This is a genomic window from Streptomyces violens (assembly GCF_000717745.1).
Taxonomy (GTDB): domain Bacteria; phylum Actinomycetota; class Actinomycetes; order Streptomycetales; family Streptomycetaceae; genus Streptomyces; species Streptomyces violens.
In genome coordinates, this window is sequence record NZ_JOBH01000029.1 from 1 (window position 1) to 21,644 (window position 21,644).

At 68.2% G+C, this 21,644-nt stretch carries 17 protein-coding genes and 2 pseudogenes; 8 read left to right on the forward strand and 11 right to left on the reverse strand.

Features of this window, described 5'->3' with window-relative positions; all coding sequences use genetic code 11:
• Positions 1 to 42 precede the first annotated feature (42 nt).
• A complete protein-coding gene (locus IF04_RS0134430; RefSeq protein ID WP_051831826.1) occupies positions 43 to 642 on the reverse strand; it encodes a nucleotidyltransferase domain-containing protein in 600 nt (199 codons plus the stop codon).
• Between the two features lie 7 nt (positions 643 to 649).
• Between IF04_RS0134430 and IF04_RS0134435 the strand changes: the two genes are divergently transcribed.
• The gene (locus IF04_RS0134435; protein ID WP_169746167.1) at positions 650 to 1,678 is read left to right on the forward strand and encodes a DUF6615 family protein; all 1,029 of its coding nucleotides are present in this window, start codon (positions 650 to 652) and stop codon (positions 1,676 to 1,678) included.
• Between the two features lie 300 nt (positions 1,679 to 1,978).
• Here the strand turns inward: IF04_RS0134435 and IF04_RS36285 are convergent.
• Together IF04_RS36285 and IF04_RS0134445 are read right to left on the reverse strand one after the other, a co-directional pair.
• Positions 1,979 to 2,749, reverse strand: a pseudogene (locus tag IF04_RS36285) (transposase).
• Between the two features lie 44 nt (positions 2,750 to 2,793).
• On the reverse strand, positions 2,794 to 3,834 hold the full coding sequence (locus tag IF04_RS0134445; protein WP_030267311.1) for a hypothetical protein: 1,041 nt from the start codon (positions 3,832 to 3,834) through the stop codon (positions 2,794 to 2,796).
• A 228-nt stretch (positions 3,835 to 4,062) separates the two neighbouring features.
• Between IF04_RS0134445 and IF04_RS0134450 the strand changes: the two genes are divergently transcribed.
• On the forward strand, positions 4,063 to 4,347 hold the full coding sequence (locus tag IF04_RS0134450) for a hypothetical protein (protein ID WP_030267315.1): 285 nt from the start codon (positions 4,063 to 4,065) through the stop codon (positions 4,345 to 4,347).
• 205 nt (positions 4,348 to 4,552) lie between these two features.
• Here IF04_RS0134450 and IF04_RS40490 read toward each other — a convergent pair whose 3' ends face one another.
• Both IF04_RS40490 and IF04_RS40475 read right to left on the reverse strand, forming a co-directional pair.
• Positions 4,553 to 5,245, reverse strand: a complete 693-nt coding sequence (locus tag IF04_RS40490; protein WP_030267319.1) for a helicase associated domain-containing protein — start codon at positions 5,243 to 5,245, stop codon at positions 4,553 to 4,555.
• Positions 5,193 to 6,989: pseudogene (locus IF04_RS40475) on the reverse strand (helicase associated domain-containing protein); the annotation flags it as partial. The gene IF04_RS40490 and the pseudogene IF04_RS40475, both read right to left, overlap by 53 nt.
• 171 nt (positions 6,990 to 7,160) lie before the next feature.
• Here IF04_RS40475 and IF04_RS38550 point away from each other — a divergent pair.
• On the forward strand, positions 7,161 to 8,294 hold the full coding sequence (locus IF04_RS38550) for a TniQ family protein (protein ID WP_157847758.1): 1,134 nt from the start codon (positions 7,161 to 7,163) through the stop codon (positions 8,292 to 8,294).
• Between the two features lie 78 nt (positions 8,295 to 8,372).
• On the opposite strand, the gene IF04_RS0134470 is transcribed toward IF04_RS38550, so the two are convergent.
• Entirely contained in the window at positions 8,373 to 9,314 is a 942-nt protein-coding gene (locus IF04_RS0134470; RefSeq protein WP_030267327.1) for a hypothetical protein, read from the reverse strand.
• 236 nt (positions 9,315 to 9,550) lie between these two features.
• Here IF04_RS0134470 and IF04_RS0134475 point away from each other — a divergent pair, with 236 nt between their 5' ends.
• The 5 genes from IF04_RS0134475 to IF04_RS36855 all read left to right on the forward strand — a co-directional run bounded on the left by IF04_RS0134475 (position 9,551) and on the right by IF04_RS36855 (position 16,186).
• On the forward strand, positions 9,551 to 10,564 hold the full coding sequence (locus tag IF04_RS0134475) for an SEC-C metal-binding domain-containing protein (protein ID WP_157847759.1): 1,014 nt from the start codon (positions 9,551 to 9,553) through the stop codon (positions 10,562 to 10,564).
• A 171-nt stretch (positions 10,565 to 10,735) separates the two neighbouring features.
• The gene (locus tag IF04_RS38965; RefSeq protein WP_157847760.1) at positions 10,736 to 11,416 is read left to right on the forward strand and encodes a DUF6308 family protein; all 681 of its coding nucleotides are present in this window, start codon (positions 10,736 to 10,738) and stop codon (positions 11,414 to 11,416) included.
• Positions 11,417 to 12,462: 1,046 nt separating this feature from the next.
• Positions 12,463 to 13,149 carry a restriction endonuclease gene (locus IF04_RS0134485; RefSeq protein ID WP_030267336.1) on the forward strand — a complete coding sequence of 229 codons (687 nt, stop codon included), beginning with the start codon at positions 12,463 to 12,465 and terminating at the stop codon, positions 13,147 to 13,149.
• A gap of 35 nt (positions 13,150 to 13,184) precedes the next feature.
• Positions 13,185 to 13,916 carry a restriction endonuclease gene (locus IF04_RS0134490; RefSeq protein WP_030267339.1) on the forward strand — a complete coding sequence of 244 codons (732 nt, stop codon included), beginning with the start codon at positions 13,185 to 13,187 and terminating at the stop codon, positions 13,914 to 13,916.
• Positions 13,917 to 14,137: 221 nt separating this feature from the next.
• Positions 14,138 to 16,186 carry a tetratricopeptide repeat protein gene (locus IF04_RS36855; RefSeq protein ID WP_157847761.1) on the forward strand — a complete coding sequence of 683 codons (2,049 nt, stop codon included), beginning with the start codon at positions 14,138 to 14,140 and terminating at the stop codon, positions 16,184 to 16,186.
• A 46-nt stretch (positions 16,187 to 16,232) separates the two neighbouring features.
• Here IF04_RS36855 and IF04_RS0134505 read toward each other — a convergent pair whose 3' ends face one another.
• From IF04_RS0134505 to IF04_RS0134525, 5 genes are all read right to left on the reverse strand, one after another.
• A complete protein-coding gene (locus IF04_RS0134505) occupies positions 16,233 to 16,742 on the reverse strand; it encodes a hypothetical protein (protein ID WP_051831829.1) in 510 nt (169 codons plus the stop codon).
• Between the two features lie 511 nt (positions 16,743 to 17,253).
• A complete protein-coding gene (locus IF04_RS0134510; RefSeq protein ID WP_030267348.1) occupies positions 17,254 to 17,688 on the reverse strand; it encodes a hypothetical protein in 435 nt (144 codons plus the stop codon).
• Positions 17,689 to 17,837: 149 nt separating this feature from the next.
• A complete protein-coding gene (locus IF04_RS0134515; RefSeq protein WP_030267351.1) occupies positions 17,838 to 18,362 on the reverse strand; it encodes a hypothetical protein in 525 nt (174 codons plus the stop codon).
• A 17-nt stretch (positions 18,363 to 18,379) separates the two neighbouring features.
• A complete protein-coding gene (locus IF04_RS0134520) occupies positions 18,380 to 19,666 on the reverse strand; it encodes a NucA/NucB deoxyribonuclease domain-containing protein (protein WP_078601184.1) in 1,287 nt (428 codons plus the stop codon).
• A gap of 106 nt (positions 19,667 to 19,772) precedes the next feature.
• On the reverse strand, positions 19,773 to 21,044 hold the full coding sequence (locus IF04_RS0134525) for a hypothetical protein (RefSeq protein WP_245654601.1): 1,272 nt from the start codon (positions 21,042 to 21,044) through the stop codon (positions 19,773 to 19,775).
• Between the last annotated feature and the right edge of the window lie 600 nt (positions 21,045 to 21,644).

Genomic DNA, 21,644 nt, shown 5'->3' on the forward strand with positions numbered 1-21,644 from the left:
AGAACCAGCATCGTGCCAGCTCAGAGGGCGATCACACCGTCGTCACAGGTGACACGTAAATGACGGTTTTCTAGTGGCACTCCAGTGGCACTTCACAGCGACGCGGACGGGGCGCGGCACCCATCGGTCGATGCCCTCGAAGGCGTCGAGCATGTGGTCGCGCGGGGCTCGGCCGGCGGTGGGGTCGGGGGTGATGGCGGTGAGCCGGGTGCGGGCGGCGGCGAGGGGCTCGCCGCGGGTCCACAGCGGCGTGAGCTCGAAGCCTTCGGCTTCGAGGGTCTTACGTTCTCGGAAATGGATTTGCAGGCCGCGGCTGGTGCCCTTCAGTGCGCGCTTCATCGACGCGGAAGGGTCGCGGCCGTAGGACAGGGCGTTGACAAATTCGCTGGTGAGGCGCTCATCGGTGCGGTGTTCGACGACCACGTCGACGTCGGCGGGGTTCAGGGCGCCACGCGCGTAGGAGCCGAAGACCAGGACCTCGTCGACCAGGTCCAGCGGCCACCCTCCGGCCTCCAGGCGGTCGAGCATGTCACGCGGCTGCAGCGCCGCGACGTCGGCCGACGGCAGGCTCTCGCCGGGCGGGGCTCGCGAGCTGGTGGGCGAGACGGGTCGGATGAGTGAGGCGAGGCAGGTGCAGGACAATGGAGGCATGGTCAGCAAGCAGCGGTGTCGGTGCGGGCGGGCGATCAGGCTGCGCGATCGTTTCTGCTCCGGGTGTGGGTTCTCGGTGCAGCCGTCAAGTCGGACGGCACCATGGCCGGACGGCATGTGCCGCACCCTGAGCCGCTGCGCGGAGCGCACCTTCGAGCGTCTGGCCGACGGCTATCTCAATGGCTGGGCGCCGGGCGAGGAGTCGTTCACCGATTTCAATCTGCAGGACATCCGTCAACAGCACGGCGACCGCATCGCTATCCGGCAGTTCACCCGCGCCCAGGAGGCCAGGAATGGTGCCGACTGGGAGTGGTGGTTTCATGACGGTCATCGCGGGGTGGGGATACGAGTGCAGGCCAAGAAGGCCATGCGCAACGGCAGTTTCCGATTCCGCTATCGCCCGGGCGACGGGCAGGGCCCGGTGCAGAGCCTGCGGCTGATCGCAGATGCCGCCAACGTCGGCTGCCTGCCCTTCTACGTGTTGTACAACCACCGCAACTGGGTCCCTTACGACGACGAATTGGCCATAGCTGACTGCCAACACAGCCAGGCCGACCAACGGCAGTTGGGCTGCTCCCTGGTGTCCGCGCTCGTCGTGCAGCGCGTCGTCGACGACCCTGCCCTGCCCGCCCACCACGCCCGCGACCTGAGCGTTCCGTGGAACCGGCTGGTCTGCGTGGACCCGCTTCGCTCACCGAAGTCCACTGCCCTCGACGAGGTGGGAGCCCAGGCCAGTTCCCTCCATACAGGCGGTACCCATTTCCTCCGATCCATCGCCGAAGCCGTACCGCAACAACGTATGGAGCGTATCGATGCACAGGAAGGGCCGGAGCACACACCCATCACCAGGGAAGACTCCCCGCTGTACCAGCGGGTGGCCCAACTCGCCGAGCAGCCGGTGCAGCCGCTGCCCGAACGAGTCATCAGGATGATGCAGGATGACGTCTGGGAACCGGAGGACGAAAGGCTGGCGGGAGCCGTCTTCGTGGATGTGGGCGGCAAGGTGAACAACGAAGAGGTGCAGTGACGCCCGGGATCAGCCTCAAGCAGTGGGCGTCGCGCGTGCCTCGTACCGCCGTTCGCTCGTATCGGCCGACAGCGCTGACATCATCCACCGGGACGAACTGGCGGTTGGCTGCGCGGTCATCCGCCGCGCGTCAGCCCCGCCTTTGCTGCGCCGTGGAGTTTGCGGTGCTCGCCGCTTTCGCTGTCGGCTCTCGGGCCCATGAGCCGGAACGCCGAACTCGCCGCGGACAAGCTCGCCGAGCGGGAAAATGGACTGGGCGGCATAGGCGTGGCCTAGAGGTTGTCCCGTATGGGGTGTGAGTTATCCAGTGAGGGCCAGGTTGTGGAGCCGGGCGATACCGAGCACATGGCCTGGTGAACGCCGTTGCCCTTGAGCCGGCAGTCCCGCAAGATCTTTCAGTTCTTCAGCCGCGACAGGGCGTGTTTCACGCGGGCTCGTGCCCGGCGGTGGACGGCATTCTCCGCTTCGTGATGAGGACTGAGGTGGGTCTGACCTCGTCGTTTGCGGTGCAGGATGAGCAGACCGGTGCCCTGGTATCCACCATCTGCGAGGGTCGGTGCCCTGCGGCAGGCCCGGTCGACACCGGACTCGGTGAACGCCCGGCAGTCGTTGCGGCTGCCGGGCAACGGCAGGCCGACCGCCACCACCATGCGGCTGTTGGCGTCGATGACGACCTGGAGGTTCGTCGAGTACCGATAGTGCTTACTGGACGCAGCGATGCTGCGGTCACGGGTGGGCACCAAAGTGCCGTCGACGATGTAGACGGTGTCCTTGCGTGGCCGACGGGCCGGCGAGAGGGCCAGCAAGGGCGCCAGGTGATCGAGGATGCGGTCGGCGGCAGCCTTCGAGACCCCGAACAACGGCGCCACCTGCCGCAACGTGAGATTCGTACGCCAGTACGTCGCCACCAGCAACACCCGATCCCTCCAGCGGCAGCCGCCAGGGACGACCGCGTTGCACGTCACCACCGCGACGCCGCACCAACGCCACCAGCCTGGCGAACTGCACCTCGGTCAGCCCGGAGAACGGCTCGATCCACTTCGGATCATCTGCTGAGGTCACCCCACCCATGCCCAGCCAACGCACCAACGACCTCACTAGTTACGGGACAACCTCTAGCTGCCGAAGACCGTGTTGAGGGCCTGCTGGCCGTGCTGGATCGTCAGGTCCAGACCGGCGGATGCTGCACCGATCTGTGTGAGTCCGCTCATCACGGTGTCGAAGGCGGCGCGAATGCGGCCTGGCTGCGCAGTCTCGCTGCCGGCCTCCTCGGCGAGCGCTTCGGCGTCGCGGACGAGTTCGGCTTGCTGCGCAGGTTCCATGCCGTAGGTCGGGGCGAGCTGCTGGACCAGCGCTGCGAACTCGCGTATGGCGCTGGGGTCGAAGGCGTGGTTGTGGTTGTGTTGCTCGACCTTGCCCTGAGAGCCGGCAACGATGTTCGTGCCGGTAATGCTGTAGTAGTCGCCGGGGCGGGTTCGGCTGAGGTAGTCACTCACGGTTGCTCCAGACAGTACGCAGTCGATGCCGTCGATGGTGATGGCGGCGCTCTGAGGCTCGGTGCTGTAGTTCGCCACGAGTCCAGAGTGGACAAGGCGTGCCAGGGCGTAGTGCAGTTCCGTCTCTGACAGTTCGTCTCCGGCGAAGTGGGATTCGGCGATGGTCAGGAAGGCGGTCGGGTCGACGGGGTGCTGGTCGTGGGCGGTGGTGTAGAGCCAGCGCAGGAAGGCATCGGTGGCGTAGCGGTGCCGGGCGGCGGGGTCGCTGCGCAGTTGGGCGAGCCGCCTCAGCTCCACTCGACCGTCATCGGTCACCTTGTAGGCGCCGTCCTCCGAGAGGCTCCTTAGCGAATCGATCAGACCGTCCCGCTCAAGGGCATGCGCCAGGACCTGGACATCGTCCAGGGGAACTCCTGACTCCTCGGCGTAGGCGTCTTGCTCTGCAAAGTTGTGGCGAGGCTGATCACCCAGCCATATCAAGAGCCGGACCAGGTGAGGGTCCTGCTCGATCCCCACCCCGCCGACTCCGGCGGAGACGGTGAGGCCTTTGCCGGTGACCGGCACGGTGACCGGATATTTCTGAGCAGCACGCTGATAGGCCTTGTTGATCTCCTTGACATGCTTTTCGATTGCTCGATGGTCTATGTCTTTGTTAGCCACCTTGTCCCCCTTCGTCGCACCTCCCCCAGAGACTAATCGTGGCCACTGACAACGGAGGCCGGGGCACAGGGGTTACAGGCGGGGCGGGGAAGCTCTGGGGGCCCGGCCTGGAGGACTACCGCCAGTGGGTGCAGGTCGGCGCCTACTCCGCCTACCTCTGGACGGCGCGCTGCGACGGTTGACTCGCGGCGCAGCGGAAGGCAGTCCGGGGCGCTGTACCGGCAGCGGATGGACTTCCTGCTCCTGGCGCCGGACCGCTCCCGCATTGTCATCGAGGTCGACGGTGTGCAGCACTACGGCCGCAAGAACCCGCCCGACGGCCAAGGCGCCGTCTCCTGGACCGCTGTGCCGCGCCTGTACTCGGAGATGGTGGCCGAAGACCGCCGGCTCCGTCTCGCCGGCTACGAGATTTACCGCTTCGGCGGCTGGGAGCTGACCGCATCGGGTGGCGAACCACTCCTCGCCGACTTCTTCACCGAACTCCTCGCGCGGCACAAGAGGGTGACGCTGTGACAGGAGGTCCTTCTCGCGCGCCCCCCGCATGCCGGTCCGCGCGTCGGCATCTCCCGCCCGGCATACCGCACGTGCACGCCCGACCTGCCCGCGGCTGGGGCGGGGTAGACAGGCTGGTACCGGGACGGCATTGGTCGACGATGTGGAGTGCCGGGATGAGAACGCGCTGCCGCTGCCGGGGGAACATCCCGGGGCGGTATGACGCTCATCCAGTGGGTGGTGGCTTGGGGTGTTTGTGGCGTCCCAGGCTCGGGTCCCAGATCATCTGCAGGGCTTGCAGGGCGTGGCGCTGCTCGTCGGTGAGTGCTTCGGGGTGCTTGCGGCATCGGTGGATGAAGGCTCCAAGGGGGTAGACCGGCGCCTTTGCCCCTTCCCAACGGGATGGCTCGTCGTGGTCGCGGGGGACGTCGGCGTGGCCTTCGCGCGCCAGGAACACGGCGAGGTGCATGAGGCCCTCGTAGAAGACGTGGCGTGCGTAGTCGGAGCGTTTGGTATACACGCTGTCGGGCAGGGGTGGTGTCCCGATGCGGAGCAGGAGGTCCTGCTGTTCTTCGTGCAGGCGGAAGAACGTTTTGCGCTGCTTGTAGATCCAGTTCGCGATCTTGAGGTCTTCTCGCCCTGCCCGCTGGTGGTAGTCCGGCTTGTACCACCAGTCGGGGCCGAGGTCGGCGAGGATGAGGTCTTTGGCTTGCGCATACTTGCGCTGCCAGTCCAGGGACCAGGGCGGGTTCCAGTACGGGTCGATGGCGGCGAGGGCCTGCTGGTGCTCCTCGGGAAGCTGGCCCGGTGTTGGCCTTGTGGCGCTGTGTGGCCAGCCATAAGCCGATTCGGTGACCGCCGAAGCTGTCGTGGACGGGAACGCTGAGATGACCGTGATGGGCCGCCCAGGTTCGGGCATGGTGGAGCATGGAGTCGAAGGTCTGCGCCGGTGCGGTCCAAGGCATGCCCAGTGCCTCCAGGGCTTGCCGGTGTTCGGTGGGCAGGCGGCCCAACAGGTGGCGTAGGCGGAGGTTGGCCAGGCACTCCCCCAGGGCGAAGCCAGCAGGGTCGGTGTAGTCGGCGGGAACGTCTAGGTGCCGGAATTTGGTGCGGTAGCGGGTGGCGGAGGTGAGGGCCTGCTCCCAGGTGCCGGTGGCCGGCAGGGTGATCTCCAGGCCCAGGGCGCGGGCCAGTTGGGCGGCGCGCTCGGGTTGGGCGTAGCAGAGGGCCCTGACGTTGACGGTGCGCTTGCGCGAGCGGCTGGGCAGGGCGATGCGCTCCATGAACGACCCGTCGTGAGCGCGCAGTGCCTGCAGGAGGGTGAGCAGGCTCTCGAAGACGGAGTCCTTCAGCAGGGTGTCGGTGTCAGCGCCGTGCTGGAGGTAGACGGGGATGATCAGGGTGGTCTTCTTGCCTGCGCCGGGAGGCTGGCGAAGGCCTCGGCCGATGGCCTGGATGGCGTCGATGACGCTGTATCGCGGGGCGGCGAAAACCACGGCGTCGACATCGGGCATGTCGACGCCTTCGTTGAGGACGCGCACATTGGAGAGCACCGCGCATGCCCGGTCGGGGTCGGCGAAGTCTTCCAGCAACTCGCGGCGCCAGTCCCCCGGCTGCTGACCGTGGATCGCCTGCGACCACAGGTCTTCGATGCGCAGTTCCTCTCCGACCTGCAGGGCGGTGGTGGGCAGGGCGGCGGCGAAGGCTTGCGCGAGGGCGACGCGGTTGTGGAACACCAGGACGCGGCGCAGCTGATGGCTGGCGATCGCGCGCAGGATGGCAACGTGGATGGCGGCGTTACGCAGTCCGTTGTGGTGGGCGCTGAGGACGGGGTGGCGGGCGGTGAGGATGGTGTGCAGGTCGCTGTCGTCGACGATGGGCAGGATGACCTGGTAGTCGGCGAGAATGCCGCGTTCGATGGCCTCGGCCATGCCCAGTTCGAAAACAGTGGGACCGAAGATTTCGCGGTGGTCCATGGTGGCCAGCGGAATGCGGTCCGTGAACGGCGGGAGGTCGCCGGAACCTGCGGGAACTGTGGTGTGCCAGACCCTGGGTGTGGCGGTCATGTAGAGGCGGATCTTGGCGGGGATGGCGTCGTCGTCGTGGATGGTGCCCCAGCCGGATCCGAAAGCGGAGCAGGTGCGGTGGGCCTCATCGATGATCACCAGGTCCCAGGGGGCCAGACCATAGTGCTCGTGGGCGTCTTCAAGGTGATGCAGGGAGCCGTAGGTGGCGAACACGGTGACCGGGCCGCCGGTTTGCATCGCGCGGACGATCGCCTGCGGGCGGCGGACCATCACCGCCTCGCTCCTGGCCAGTCCGCTCTCGGTCTGGCTCAGGGAGCACAGTCCGAATGCGGGCCCCGTACGCCCGGCGTCGCGCCAGCGGCGGATGGTCTGTGCCACCAGGTCCTTCGTCGGCATCAGGACCAGGACGGCGCCGTGTGCGGCCAGGGCTTGCGCGGCCTGCTGGGCGATCAGCGTCTTGCCGCTGCCGCAGGCGGCCACGACCGTCATCCGCTGCTCGCCGGCGGCCGCGGCGTCCTCGATCGCGGCAAGCGCCTCTCTTTGGTGCGCGCGTAACTCCACGCCTCTCCCTCGCCCTTGGTCCAGTGATCGCGCGGAATGTATCCCGCCGGTGAGCCGGTTCTGTCGGGAGATCACATGCTTTTGGCCAAAGGCGGGGCGGGTGCGGGGCGCAGAGGAGCGGGAGCGCTGCGGGGCACGGCATGAGGCGGTAGACAGTGGGACGGCAGGTGTGCAGAGCTGTCGGTTAAGTGGCTGTCCGGGGGCCGAGGAAGTCCCGGAGTCGGCGGGTCGGGAGGGTGTGAGGTGTTGGCGGGGCGTGCTGGTGTGGTCGCGGCGGGGCGGCGGAAGGTCTGGCGCCCGGCGCAGCGCCTGGCGAGGTCGGTGCGGTTCATCGGCGGGGAGTCGACCGGCTCCTACGTGCGGCGTCTAGCGAACGCCAACGGCATCCCCGACGAGGAGTTGTGGGCGATGTTCGGCGCGCCGCTGCGGAGAGGCGGTGGTGTAGGGGATCCGCAGTGCAGTGAGGGGTATCTGAACAGGGCCGCGCTGGAGCAGCTGGCTGTGCTGTCCGGGCGTGAGGTGGCCGCGCTGCAGTGTGCGCTGCCGAATCTGCGGACGCACCGGCTGCTCCCGGCGGACGGCGCGCCGGCGTGGGACTGGCCGTGGGATGCGGACGGCTGCTTCCTGGTGCGGGTGTGCGAGTTGTGTGCCCGAGTGAAGGGCACCAGTCTGGAGGCCTATCTGGCCGCGGAGGCGACCTGGCAGGTGTGTGCCCGACATGGACGCTGGCTGGACAACCGCCGCGGCCCCGGCGACGATGCTGTCGCGCTGTCCGAGCTGCCCGAGGTCGTGGAGGCGCACCGGATGCGGCTACTGCTGGAGCGGCGCCTGGGCGCGGGAGGCCGGGCGATGTTCGCGGACGCCTACGCCATCGCCTCGTGCCGGTGGAACGTCCCCGACCTCAATGCGCCGGTGTGGCGGGCCCGCAGACGCGCAACGGGATGGGCGGGGGACGATGAACTGCGGGTGGCGCCGCTGATGTTCTCCCCCGAGGCGGTGGGGCTGGCTCAGGCGCTGGCGGCGCGGGAGCGGCAGCGTCTGCGCGGCACGCTGACGCAGGCAGGAGACCGCGCCTGGCACGACCGGCTGGCGAAGCTCCTGACCGACTGGGGCATCCCAGCGGTTTCAGGGATGGACGCGGTGGGGATGTGGGCCGGGCGGCATTCGCTCCTGCCTCCGCCCCGGCCCACACGTCGGGGCGGGGCGCAGCGGCCGACCCGCGGCCGCTACCGGCGCCTGCCGCTGGCCGCGCCGCACACCGGCCAGATGCAGGATGCGGTCCTGGGCGACCGCTCCTGTCTGCGGTGGAAGCTGGGTGACCTGATCACTGCCGGGCCGCCTGCGGCCCCCGACGGCTGGTGCCTGGGCGGTCGCGCGTAGCGCCTGCCCTCGGTGCTGCGTCGGAGCTGCCGTCTCTGCGGCCCATCGACGATCGGTGTGTGCAGCGGTCGCCTACCGCTACACCTCGTGGCGGTAGACCTCGTGGACCTGTTCGTCGGAGGAAAGCAGCCATGCGCACGTGAGTGCATCGGGGTGTTGCGCGGCCAGTTCCGACATCAGGTCCTGGGCCAGCGGCACGGGGAGGTCGGCCATGAGTGGGTGCGTCGTGGCGGCCGTCTGCTGGGGCACGAGGCCGGGTGGCTGCCAACCCGTCCGTGCGTCGATCAAAAGGCCGGTAGGCACTCCCAGTCGGTGCGCTCGACGAAGCTGACCTGGCTTGTTGGTCTTGCCCTTGTGCTCGGTCAGCTTCTTGACGAGGGCGTCCGCGATCTCCCGGAGCCTGCCGGTGTCGTGTTTCCCAGCCCTGCGGCGTGTTCTGCGCCCGCCAGGACATGGGGTGCGCGGCGAGGGAAACAATGATCTCCACGGGTTCGGCCGGGTCATGCGGCCGCCAGGGTTCTGCGACCGGGAAGGGGAAGTGGGGATCGTAGTCGGGGCCTCCGGATCATAGACGGGCTGCCCGGTTTCGGCAGCTTGCCGGCCAAAGGCAGCCAGCCGCTCGAAGTAGCGTCGGCGCTCCCGCCGACTGCTCTGCGTCTGAGGCGTGACCGTGATGCGCAAGCCGCCGGTGGGGCTGATCAGCGCGGCCGCTGCGAGTTCTCGCCGCAGTGCTTCGCGGGCGGCGCGGATGGCTGCTGGCACCCTGCGTCCGCCCGGTGCGGGGAGTCTGGTGTGGTCGACGAACCAGGGTTCGCCGGCGAGGGAGACGTGGGCGTCGGCGGTGAGGACGCCGGGCGCCAGGCCGTAGAGCTCCTGGTAGCGCTTCTCCTGCTGCTCTGGGCTGCCGAGAAGGACCACTGGCGTGCCGGCCGCCTCCAGCGCCGTGGCCCAGATACGGAACGCTGAGAACTCCTGGGCGTCGGCAGCGAGGAGCTGCCACGGGTCGAGGTCGTAGGGCATGGGAACCCGTTCGTCTGGGAGGCGCGGACAGCTTCAGCGTGATGCCTTGGGGCTTTTGTCAGTGAGTGGGGTGGTGACGGCATTCGACGGCGGGAGGCGTGTCGGCCTCGCTGGATGCGAGCAGCTCGCCGGGGCCCAGACTTTCCGATTCAGCCGATCAATGAGGGTACGGCATGATAGATCCTCATCGTGGCCTGCGCTGGTGAGTGTGGCGCGGCCGGACATTAGGGGTGGGGATGAAGCAGAGACCGCAGCATGAGGTGCCGTTACCGCGCCGGATGCAGCATCTGGCAGTCGACGGGCGCGGTTATCCCGTCATCGCGACGGTGGCCCGCAGCCCGAAGGAGGTGAACTTCGGGGCCATCAGCGAGCGGCGCAAGCTGGCACTGGCGACGTTCGACTGGTGTGCCGTGTGCGGGATGCCGTTCACCGATGAGCTGCGCTGGCAGATGATCCTTCAGGAGGAGGGCCGGCTGCCCGCTGTCGTGTGCGGCGAGGCGCCGGTGCATGAGATCTGCGCGTTGTACGCGGCGCAGGTGTGCCCGTATCTGTTCTCGCCGCACTCCCGCCTGGGGGACGAGGCCCGTAAAGGGACCGTGCGGGACGCTGTCGTGCGGTTCGTGGGGTTCGAGTCGACCAGCAAGGTGCTGGCCCATGAATCCGGGCTGCAGCCGGGCGTGTACACCTTGCACTTCGAACAGCGGGGGCATGCGGACGAGTTCTCCTATCGCACCCCGGAGGAGATCCGCGAGCGTTTCACTAGGGCTCTGGAGCAGGAGCAGGACCTGCCGATCAGCGATGCGGAGGCAGTTCTGATCCGGCTGTTCAACCGGCTCGACGACGGAGGCGAGGGAGATGTGGTCACCGGGGCGGCGCTGATCGCGGGGGCCGCGTTCGCCAAGGACATCTTCAAGCTGCAGGGCCTCCGGGCTTTCCAGGGCAAGGACTATCCCGCCGTGGCCGGGCTGATGCTGCGCGGTCCCGAGGAGGAGATCCGCGAGTTCTCCTCCGGGGCGGGGGACGAGGCCTTCAGCGCCGTCGGGCCGTGGGTGCTCGAGCGTGCCGGCCGGTTCCCCGAGCCCCTGCAGCGCTGGCGTACCCGCGGCGAGAGCATGGTCAGGCCCAGCGCATCCTCCCGGTCGCAGGTGCAGGGGCCAGGGCGTAGCGTCGCGAAAAACGCTGCCTGCCCCTGCGGTTCGGGCCGCAAGGCCCGCCGCTGCCATCCGGCAGGCATTCCGGCTGCGTGCTGAGGCGCGAGAGGTGCCTGCGGAGCTGCTGTCTCCGCAGGCACCCGGCTTTCCTCGCGCCGTGTCCGTGGGCCCGCCCGCGGCTCTCAACGCGTACGCGGTTCTTACGGGGCGTCGTTGGGCCTGGATTCTGGATGATGCCCTCTTCGTTCACAACCGGTCAGCGGAGGCCCTATGCCCGAGGTCAGGAGCAGCATCGCTGCGTTGCAGGCGTGTGCAGCGGAGCATGTGCGGGCCTACACCGATCCTCGCGGTCGCCGGGCGTTCACCACCTACGACCGGCAGGGCGATCCGGACCGTCTGACGCCTCTGGATTGTCTGGCGCCTGCTCTGCTGAGCGTGCCCATGGGCTATCGCCAGGTGGTTCCGCTTTTTTGGCCGGACGGCCCCGGAGCGGTGCTGTTGCGGGCGATGCAGGCGGTCCTGGAGCACCCGGCAGCCCGGTCCGCGGATTTCCTCGATACGTCACTCGATCCTTCCTGCGCACCGTGGGCACTGGTCGACGCTGCACTGGCCGCATCAGGTGAGGCTGAAGGAGTCGGTGTGAGTGGAGTGAAAGCTGTGGCGGTGACGAAGATCCTGCATCGCAAACGCCCACGCCTTGTGCCGATCTTCGACAGCGCCGTCTACCGCTTCTATACAGGGCAAGCACCCCCTCGCGGTGCTTACGGGGATATCCCGCGACGCCTCTGGCCCCTGCTCCAAGCGGATCTGCGAGCCAACCGTGACTGGCTCACCGAGCTGGCGGCCGGCACATATACGCCCGACGGACGGCCGCTGAGCCTGCTGCGAGCAGCCGACATCGTCCTGTGGGAACACCAGGCCACCCGATGCACCGCCTTCTCCACGCCCTAACGGAGCACGGCCCGAAGGGCACGGCCTTCAACTACTCCGTCAAACGGATGCTGGAGTGTTCGCGCAGGTAGCCGCCCAGGAAAGAGCGCCCCACCCGCCGTGAGCACACCGGCTCGTGCCGGACGCTGGTCAGGTGGCGACGATCAGTGCCGCCCCACAGTTTCCGGAACGCAGCGTTGACGCGCTCCGGCTGCTGGGTGTGCGGGTGGTAGCCGGGGACGACCAGGTGATCGGCTCCGATGGCGCCGGCGATGTGTGCGGCGCACCTTGCCCACAGGCCCTCCTCAGCTCAACCACCCGTGCAGGACAGGCTACCGTCGACCAAGAGCCCTCCCTGCCCAAGCGCCAGCAGTCGACTGGCCGGATAACGCTCCGGCTCCACCAGCCGCTGAACAGCAAGGGTGCGCCCCGACTGCCACTGCAGGCGGGGCTCTTGTCTTGCGCGTCAGTCGTTCCTGAGGACAAGGGATGACCGCCGGCGCTGCGGCCGGCTTTGCGTGCTCCCACACACGTGTTCCATGCCGTGTTTCGCGCCATTCGTGACCGCTTCCTCCGGCAGGGGCACACCGTGTTCGCGCAGGTGGCCGCCTGGGAGAGGACGTGTTCTCGCTTGTGCGGCCTGCTTTCGGGCGGGCTGGGACGGCCAGCCGGACAGAACCTGCGAGGTCACAGCACCCGGGCAGACGGCATCTCGCCGCTCCGCTACAGGCGGAGAGGTGGTGGCCGGTTTGCGCTCACCCCTTGCTGATCTTCGTACGGACTCAGCGGCTTTTGTCAGTGGCCGCTGCTACACCCAATAGCTAGGAGGGCAGCTTCCTCGAGCTGTCCGGCAGAAGGGGGAAGAGTATGCCGCCGGAGGGGTATCACGTCGTCCGTCAGCACATCCGCCGTAATCCGCGGCCGCGGGGCAAGAAGCTGGGGGGCTGGACGATCGCGGGTCTCGTTGCTGTGGTGTGGCTGTGGGGGCAGGTCTTCGGGTTCGAGGCGGAAGCCGACAGGCCGGCCTCTCCCTCCCCCTCGCCGTCGGTGTCCGCCTCGCCGAACCGGTGAGCGGCAAGCGCCGGTTACGGCTGCGTCGTCCCCGCGGCCGCCAGGAACAGCTGGCAGCCGTCCTCGTCGCCGCCGCGGTGGCCACCATGGTGGTCAAGGAAGCTGCCACGGCGTGGGAGGTCGTGCTGCGCGGGTGGCCGCTGGCGGCGGCGCTCGGCGCGGCGGGTGCGACCGCCCTGGGCTGGCGGCAGCTGCGGTCTGTGCGACAGCAACGGGCGCAGGCTCAGTTGCTGGCTCGCCTGCAGATTCCGCTGACGCGGATCGACGCGATGGGTGATGCGGAGTTCGAGTACGCGCTGCGGGATCTACTGATCCGGGAGGGGTGGTCGGCGCGGAAGGTCGGGCAGAAGGGGGACCAGTCCGCCGATGTTCTCGGCCGGCATGTGCAGTGGGGCCGGATCGTGGTGCAGGCCAAGCACACCAGGGTGGGTGGGAAGGTCGGTTCCGCGGTGATGTACCAGGTCAAGGGCACCGCCGGACCGGTCCACCGCGCCGATATCTCCGTCGTGGTCACCAACGGCGGGATCACCCGGGATGCCAAAGCCTGGGGTGATCAGCACCAGGTCCACTGGGTCGACCGCGACCGGCTGCGGCAGTGGGCCGAGGAGGGCGTGCCGCTGCACACCCTGCTACGCCTGCCCGCCCGCGCACCGCGCAGGTCGGCGGGCCGGCGCGCGGCGTAGCAGGCGGGGAGCGACAGTGTCACGGAAGAGGGGGCATGTTCGACGAGGACGGGTCGCTGGACCCGGTGCTGAAGGCCATTCTCGGAATCATCATCGCTCTGGCAGTGGCCAAGATGGCCTGGCGATGGCTGACGGAGGATGTGTGGCACTGGGTCAGCGTGGACGTATGGGGATGGGTCAGCAAAGACGTGTGGGGGTGGCTGATCGAGCATCCCTGGTGGTTCGCGCTGATCATCCTGGGTGTGCTGGTGCTGCTGTGCTTCGCGGTCTTCTCCGGCGATCCCGTCTACGCCGATGACGACGACGCCGTGGTCGAGGACCATGCCGGCGAGCCGTCCTTTCAGGAGCCCGAGGTCCTCACGTTCCGGATGAAGCAGCTCGCCGCGCTCAGTGCGGACGGCTTCGAGCAGGCCTGCGCCGAGCTGCTGGCCCGGGACGGATTCGTGCGTACCCGCCGGGTCGGCGGCTCCGGGGACCTGGGCGCGGACGTGGTGGCCTGGGACCAGGACAGCCGCAAGGTCGTCCTGCAGTGCAAGCAGTACAACCGCCCGGTCGGATCACGGGAGATCCAGACCTTCAACGGCACCGCGCGTCCCGAGCACGGCGCGGACGTGGCCATCGTGGTGGGCCTGAACGGATTCACCAAGCCGGCAGCGGACTTCGCCGGGCGCCACGGCATCACTCTGGTCGGCCGCCAGGAACTCAAGCGCTGGGCCCACGGCTCACACCTGTATGCCGTTCTCAACGAGCAGCGCTTCGCCGCGTAGCGCAGCTCCCGCCGGTCACGGGCCGAGCATCCCAACAGGCACCTTCCCGGCCCCTTGTACTGCGGTAGAAGCGAGGCAAAGGACATGATTCACGGGCGGGGGTATCGGTGTCCCGAAGTTGGTGGCGACATATTGGTGCGTGGGCGACCCTCGCGCTGTGCGGTGCACTGGGGGTAGGCAGCGCATTCATCGCGGCCCTGTGGCTGCCCCAGGTGTGGGCCGTGTCAGTGGGAGGCGCGGTCAGCGCATGCACGGTGATTGTCGGCGGGCGAATGCAGGCGTGGATCGAGCGCTCATCGATGCAGCGTGAGCAGGTGGCGAAGGCGCTTGCTGTCGCCGGGACAGATGGCCTTCTTCCGCGGGTTGCGGAGGTGAGTGATGCCATTCGGCTGGGCGTGCACCCGGCACGCACAGATCAGGGAGGTGAACCGTCGCTGGCGGGTGGGCTCCCTGCCTACATACCCCGGTCGATCGACGACGAGTTACGGACGGCTGTGGCCCGCGAGGCATTCGTGCTGCTCGTGGGAGAGTCCACGGCAGGCAAGTCGCGGTCGGCGTTCGAGGCGATGCGGGCCGCGATTCCGTCGCATCATCTGGCGGTACCCGTGGATCGCACTGCAGTGATTCCCCTTGCGGAATACGTGTCGCGTCGCGCGGAGCCGGCAGTGCTGTGGCTGGATGACCTCGAGTGCTTCCTGGGCAGCGACGCTCTCTCCCCGCAGCTGCTGAGCGAGCTGACATCCCGTCCAGGGGTTGTGGTGGTGGCTACCATCCGCTCGTCACAGCACCAGCGCTTCACAGCTCGCACCGAACCCAGCGGTGACGAGCAGGAGCGGACGGCATGGCGGGCGAACCGTCACGTGCTGAAGCTCGCGCACACCTGCTACCTCGACAGGATCTGGTCGCCGCAGGAGCTGGAGGTCGCCTCCTCGTTCGCTGACGACCCCCGTATCGCTCGGGCGCTACACCGCACTCATGTCTTCGGACTGGCAGAGGCGCTCGCCGCCGGGCCGGAGTTGTTGCGGGACTGGCACGCAGCGTGGGAAGCCGGCGCCCACCCCCGGGCAGCGGCCCTGGTGACGGCGGCAGTGGACTGCCGCCGCATCGGCCTGGACGCGCCGGCTTCGCGAGAGCTGCTGGAGGAGCTCCATCATCACTATCTGGCAGCGCGGGGAGGACACGCGCTGCGACCGGAGTCGTTGGAGGAGGCCTGGCGCTGGGCCCTCCAGCCGGTGCACGGTGCCAGCAGCCTGATTGTCCCGTCGGGCACGAGTGGCAATCCATGTTTCATGGCATTCGACTATCTCGTCGACCAGCCCCACCAAGCTTCTATCCCGGCAGAGACCTGGGACACTGTCATCCGCCATGCCGATACGACCCGGATGCCTTCGATCGCGGGAAAGGCTCTCTGGCATCAGCGAAGAGCCTTTCATCAGGCGCTCGACGCCGGGCTCGTCGAGGGAGTCTTCTTCCGCGCTTCGGCCCTCGCTGACCGGCATCACTACGCTGAGGCGATCGCCGTGCTGTCGCAGGAGCTTGAAAGCCTGGAGAATGAGGACAATGCTGGCGACGATCGTCTGTCGCACCGTACGTCACTGCGGCATCAGATCGCCTTCTACACCATGCTCATGGGGAATCCCGCCGAGGCCGAGGCCGCCTTCCGGGCACTCCTTGCCGAGCACGAGGCAGTGCTTCTCCCGGGGGACGAGACCCTGCACGTCGTCCGGCACAATCTCGCCTCCTGCGCCCGCCGCCGCGGCGATCTGGCCGGTGCCCTGGCTCAGTTCCGCGCCCTGCTTGCCGACCGGGAGGAGTACCTGGGCCCCACCGCGATGAACACACTCGACACCCGTCGAATCATCGCCCGGCTCGTTGCGGACATGGGAGATCCGGCCGAAGCCTTACGACAAGCACGTGAGGTCCTCGCAGCAGAAGAGGAACACCTGGGCGCGGACCACATCAACACCCTCGAAACACGCTGCCGCATCGCTGACTTCCTGGCCCGAACCGGGGACCACACCGCGGCGCTCAAGGTCCTGGACCGGTGCCTGCCGGACCTCGTACGCACCAACGGCCAGGAACACCCCGCTGTCCTCAACGCCAGACAACAGCACGCCACAAGCCTGTGGGAGAACGGCCGACACGCTGAAGCGCTGGAAGAGTTCACACAGGTCTTGGCCATACGAGACCGCCGCTACGGCCCCGACGACCCCACAACTCGGCAAGCCCGCACCGAACTCGCACAGCTACGCTCCCGCTACCAGTCCTAGAAACACAAAAGGACAGTGACGGAAGGTCCTCTTCGCTGCTGTGGTGTCAGGCGCTCGCGACGCCGTGATCGTTGATGGCGGGAGGCAGCGCGCGTACCTGCTCGTGCAGGTCCTCGACACCAGCTGCCGGGGTCGAGGTGAGAGCGGCATCCAGTCGGGCCAGGCGGCTGCGGGCGGTGGAGCGCAGCCGGGCTGCCGGGATCTGCTGCAGAACAGTTAAGGCACGTTGGGCGGCATCGGCCGGCCGCACGGTTGCCTCGGCTTGGGCGAGGACCAGGGTGGCAGCAGCCCCGCCCGGGGTTCCCTCTACGGTCTGGCTGGCGGATGCCTTTGCCCGGGCACTGGCCTGCTCCGGGCGGCCCAGGGTGAAGTGGGCTTCGGCTTCGTGGAGGGCGTATTCGGCGGCGTCGAAGCCGAAGCGGCCCGGTGCCCAGCCCACCGCGTCGGCCTCCAGCTCCCGGCCCGCGGCCGCGAGGGCAGCGTCGGCCTCTTGGGCGCGGTTTTGCGCGGCCAGGGTCGGCAGCTGGGCCCAGGCGTGCAGTTGGGCGCGGGCCAACCCGGCCGGGGCACCGCATGACCAGCCGCACCACACACCGTCACGCGGTCGAGAAGGCGGCAGTCCTGGCCCACCTCCAGCTGGCCGCCTGGACCCAACTTCCGGTCTGCTACGTCTTCGACAACCTCGACGTCCTCACCCCGCACGACGTCCTGATGACCGGCCGCACCGGCCCCCGGACCACCGCCGGCCCGGGATCCGCCTACTACCTCATCCCCACCACCCGCTCCCTGTCCTTCGACGAGGTCTTCGGAGCCAGCCTGCACCCACCCGTGGCAGCTCGGGGGCGGCGCGGCTGGCGGGGTGTTCAGCGTGTCTCGGGGTGCGGGGGGCGGTGTCGATGTTTTTTTTGGGGGGGGGTGCCAAGTCGCGGAGAGTCGTCTCGAAGGGCATTTACCCAGCTGAATTTTCGGCGTCAGCCCGCCACGGGAGCCTCCGGGCGTGGTCGTACGGTCGCCCGGCTGGCTGGGCGGGGCCTCTTATGACGGGCCCCATCCAGTTGGTCGGGCGTTCACTCGATCCGAACGGAAGCCTGTGCGACGAAGGCGTTCAGGTCTGCCCGCGCATCGGCCGACAAGGCCCGCAGTTCCTCACGGTCCGCCGCGCGGTGAAGGGCGCTGATCGTGTCGAGGGTTTGCTCTGCGCGTGAGTGCAGGGCTGCATCGGGCACGAGGAGGTGAAGCTGTTGAATGGCCTGGAATACCAGACCGCGGATTCTGAACGCCTCCGTTCTCGCCGCGATGTGGCCCGGGCCGCCAGGTTCCTCGTGTTGGCGGTGCCACCAGTCGTGTTGACTTCGTAGAAACTCATTGGCAGCACTGGTGTACGCGAGGACGGCGTTGCGGCGTTCGCTGCGGTCGGCCACACGCTTCTGGAACCGGTAGCCCAGAAGAGAGCCGAGAAGTGTTCCCGCCACCGCGATGAATGTCGTGAGTACCTGTCCCATTGCAGTAGTTGACCATGCTCACTACCGCATCGACAGGCCTTCATCGTCCGCGCCGGGCTCCCCTCCGAGGTCTGGCAACGGGACTGCATCGACAGCCGCTCCCTGCCTCGCGGGGGGGGGACGCTGCCCGGAGAATGCTGCGGACCTCATTATTCCTCTTCGTCCTCGCCCTCAGGTGGCCGCAGGTAGCACAGGTCGAGCGTGTAGGCCTCCGTGGTGGGGGTCTGCGCCCAGGCCCGGTCCGCCTCCTCGGTCGATGCGTCCTCTGCAAGAGCGTGGAGGGTGGCGTGACAGTGATCGCGGGTGGCCTGCCGCCCGATCCAGGAGGCGTATCCGCCGTAGACGCCGGGCTGGGGCAGAGCCATTTCGCCGACGGGGCCTGCGGTGAATGCCCGGATGACGAGGATGCCGGTCTCCGACTCCAGCGTGATAGGGACGCTGCCTTCTGCATCGGCCGGTTCGTCGGGTGGTGTGTCCCAGATGCGGATGGCGATGGTGGCCTTGAGGACGTCTTGCAGGCTGTGCAGATACAGGTGGTAGCCGTTGCCGGCTACCACCTGGCTGCGGGCGGCGGCCAGTGCCTGCTCGTCGTCGAGGTAGGCGTCGGCGTCGTAGACCTCCAGGATGCGGCGGTCGGGGCGGGCCTGGGTGCGGTACTCGGCGACGAGCGGCATGGCGTGTTTCCTCCGGGTCAGGTGACCTTGACGTAGAAGGGGTCACCGTCGAGCATGCGGTTGCCAATGTAGAGGGCGTTCAGGGAGCGGCCGCCCGCCTCGTTGTCATCTCCGTCGATCAAGCGGACGGAGTAGCGGTCATCGCCCTTGTTGGAGCCTTCCTTGGTGGAGGCGAAGGGGTACTCATCGCACTGCAGGCCCGTGCCGTCGTACTTGCCCCAGACCTTCTCGCACTCCTTGATCGACTTTTTGCGGTTGGCCTCCTGCTTGTCGGGGTCGACGAGGCGGTGCAGGGGTTCGGTGGCGCCGGGGACGGTCTTGCCGGGCCAGGAGGGGAAGGTGCGCTCGGGCCGGTTCAGCGCGTCGTAGATGTGCAGGGAGCTTTCCTTGGTGGCCGCGTCCTTACGGTTCATGGCGAGTTCGACGCGTGCCTGGGTGAGGACGGTGCCCTTGTACTTGCCAGCGGTCGGCCCGGCGTAGTCGAACCGGACGTTGGAGTAGTAGGCACCGACCAGAGAGTAGGGCAGCTTGGCGTTGGGCGAGTTGGCCGTGACGTCCATGGTGAGGGTGGAGAAGACCCGCTGCAGGTTGCCCTTGCTGTATTGGGCGCCCTTGTCGGGGGAGGTGTAGGTCAGGGTCCAGGAGGGCTTCTTGTCCCACCCGCCGAGCAGTTCATCCCGGCGGGTGGTGGCAGGAGCGCTCACCTTCGGATCGGGGTCGCTGCTGCTGGCGTCGATGCTGTGGGAGAAGTCCTGGCTCACGCGCCACTTGGTGGCGTCCTCCCCCGGGATGGTCTGGACGATGATGTTCTCGATGCTGGAGACGTAGTCGACCTTGCGGGAACCGTCGTGGGTGAAGGCAAGCACCCATTGGTCGAACTTCAGCCGGCCGATGGCCGTGGTGCCTTTGATGTCGCGCAGCACGAGATCGAAGGGACGCTTCTGGCAGCCTTCAAAGCGGCTTTTGAACCAGCCCTTGGCGCTGGGAGCGGCCTTGGTGTGCTTGGCGCACTCGGTGCGCAGGTCCTTCTCCTCCCCCGGGTCGGCCACTGCGGCGCGGGGGGCCAGGGCGGGGCGGGCCGCCCCGCGGGCCTTGGCGTAGTCCGCATAGGGCACCGGCTTGCTCAGGCCGCGCAGCTCGGAGGCCGGGACGGTGGAGGTGGGTACGATCTGGCCGGCCGTGGGTTGCGGGGCCGGGCTGGCGGTAGCGCTGGCGATCGGCGGGATCGTGCAGGCGAGGAGGAGGGCTGCGGCGGCGATCAGGCCGCGCGCAGCGGTAGAGGGGCGAAAGCGTCGTATACGCATCAGGAGCTCCTGTTCGCAGGACGGAGAGGCTGGGGGCGGCCGGCGGGCTCGCGGGCCGCGGCGTGGGCAGGTGGGCGGTCAGCAGGGAGCGCCGGCGTGGCCGGGCTCACTGCTGGCACATCTGGCCCCAGCAGGCCTCAAGGAGTTCTCCGGTGGTGGCGGAGTAGGAGGCACGGAAGCCGTCGTAGTCCTCCCCGCCGGGCTGCAGGCCCGGTGTGTGAGCCTGCGAGGTCACCGTCCACATCCCGGCCCCGGCCTCCTGCGGGCTGTTGACCTCCAGTTGCTGCGGGGCCACGTCGAAGGCGGTGGCGGCCCGCTGCCGCAGCTCCGGCTCGCTGACCGCTGGCGAATCGTTTGTGCGGGCGGCGAGGGCTGGGCGGGTCTCGAGGGCGGCGGCGTTGCACAGGCGGGTGGTGGTGACGCAGTCGGCCAGGCCCGGAACCGTGGCCAGGCAGCTGTCCGGGTCCTCGGCCAGGCACTGCTGCAGGGCCTGCTGGTCCACCCCGTGGAAGACCTGCGGCATGGCGGTGAGCGGCCGATGGCCGTCGGCCGCGGCGGACACGGCGCCAGCTGCCTTCGCGGTCGCGGCGGTGGCGGTGGTCTTGCGGGGCTTGCTGACCGCCCACTGGGTGAATTCGCTGCCGCCGGTGAGCTTGGCGGTGAAGCAGTTGGGCGGCTTGTGGGCGCTGCCGCACGCACCAAGGGAGTTGACCTTGGCGACGTTGGCGCTCTGGACGCGTCGCATCGCCTTGTCCTCCGCCATGAACTGCAGGCGGTTGGCGATGGTGGGGACGTTGACGTATTTCGGTCCCATGACTTCCAGGCCGATGTCCACGCGGTTGGGGTTGCCGCGGGGCACCTTCAACTGGTCGGTGGTGGAGCCGACCTTGTTGAAGTCATACAGGACATCCCACTGGTTGCCGGAGTCCTGCCGCACCGTCATGTAGGTGTGGTTGCGGCCATCGGCCTTGGTCGGGTTGATGCCAGCGGTGATGGCTTTGGTCTTGCCGCCCTTGGAGGTCAGCTCCGTCCACCGGGGGCCGTAGGTATGGGTGTCCTTCCCCGTCTTCTCCGCGTACAGGCCGAGTTCGATGTTGTTGGCGAACGGGCTCTTCTCGGTGTTCGGGGTCAGCCGCATGTAGTTGCCGACCTGCACCGTCTGGCCCGTGGTGGAGACCTTGTCGAAGGTGATCGGCACGTTGCGCCAGGTGGCGAACCCGCCGATCATCGGCTCCCCCGGCTGACTGCACGTCATTGCCCAGAACACGATCTGTGCGCTGTAGGCCATCGAACACGACTTGGTCGGCGCCGCCGCCTGCGCGGCCGGAGCCCCCGCAAGCGGCAGCAGCCCGGCCAGCGCCGCGCCTATCAATCCCACCCGTATCGAGCGTCTCACTAATATCCCCCTACCTCACGCTTCACAGTCGGTGATCACGTTAACAGCGCCTTCACAGCGGCTTCACAGCTTTTCGGCCACGGCCGTCCGCCTCGCCCCCGGCCAGGCAATTGGCATGGGGCGCTGCCCGCCGGCCGGAGAAGCAGCCGGGCAGTCAGGGCACGACTGCCGGTGTTCAGCCCAGGGAGTGATCGGGGCCGGAAGGCCGGTGAGCAGGCTGCCCCCTCCCGCGGGCCGAAGCCCCCCACGAGGCACTTCTCTCTCAGCTACGTGCTCGCATGTTGAGGACGCCGGGACTCTGAGGCATGCCCTCACCTACATACATGCTGAAAGCGTCGTGATTTATGGTGGGGTGGGGCTCTGGGGCAGGCGTTGCTCCAGAGGTATGTGCAGTGCGTGCGTGGAGCGCGGTTTGGTGAATGGGGGCGGGCATATGGGAGTCGACGCGAGCGGCATCGGTTTACTCACGCTGATGCCGGCAGTCCATCTGCCTTGTGCTGAGCTGACCGCCGCCCCGGCGCGGCCAGCAGTGTGCGAGGGGCGCACCGTCCTCGGCTGTTGTGTTCCTTTGTCCGGGCCGCC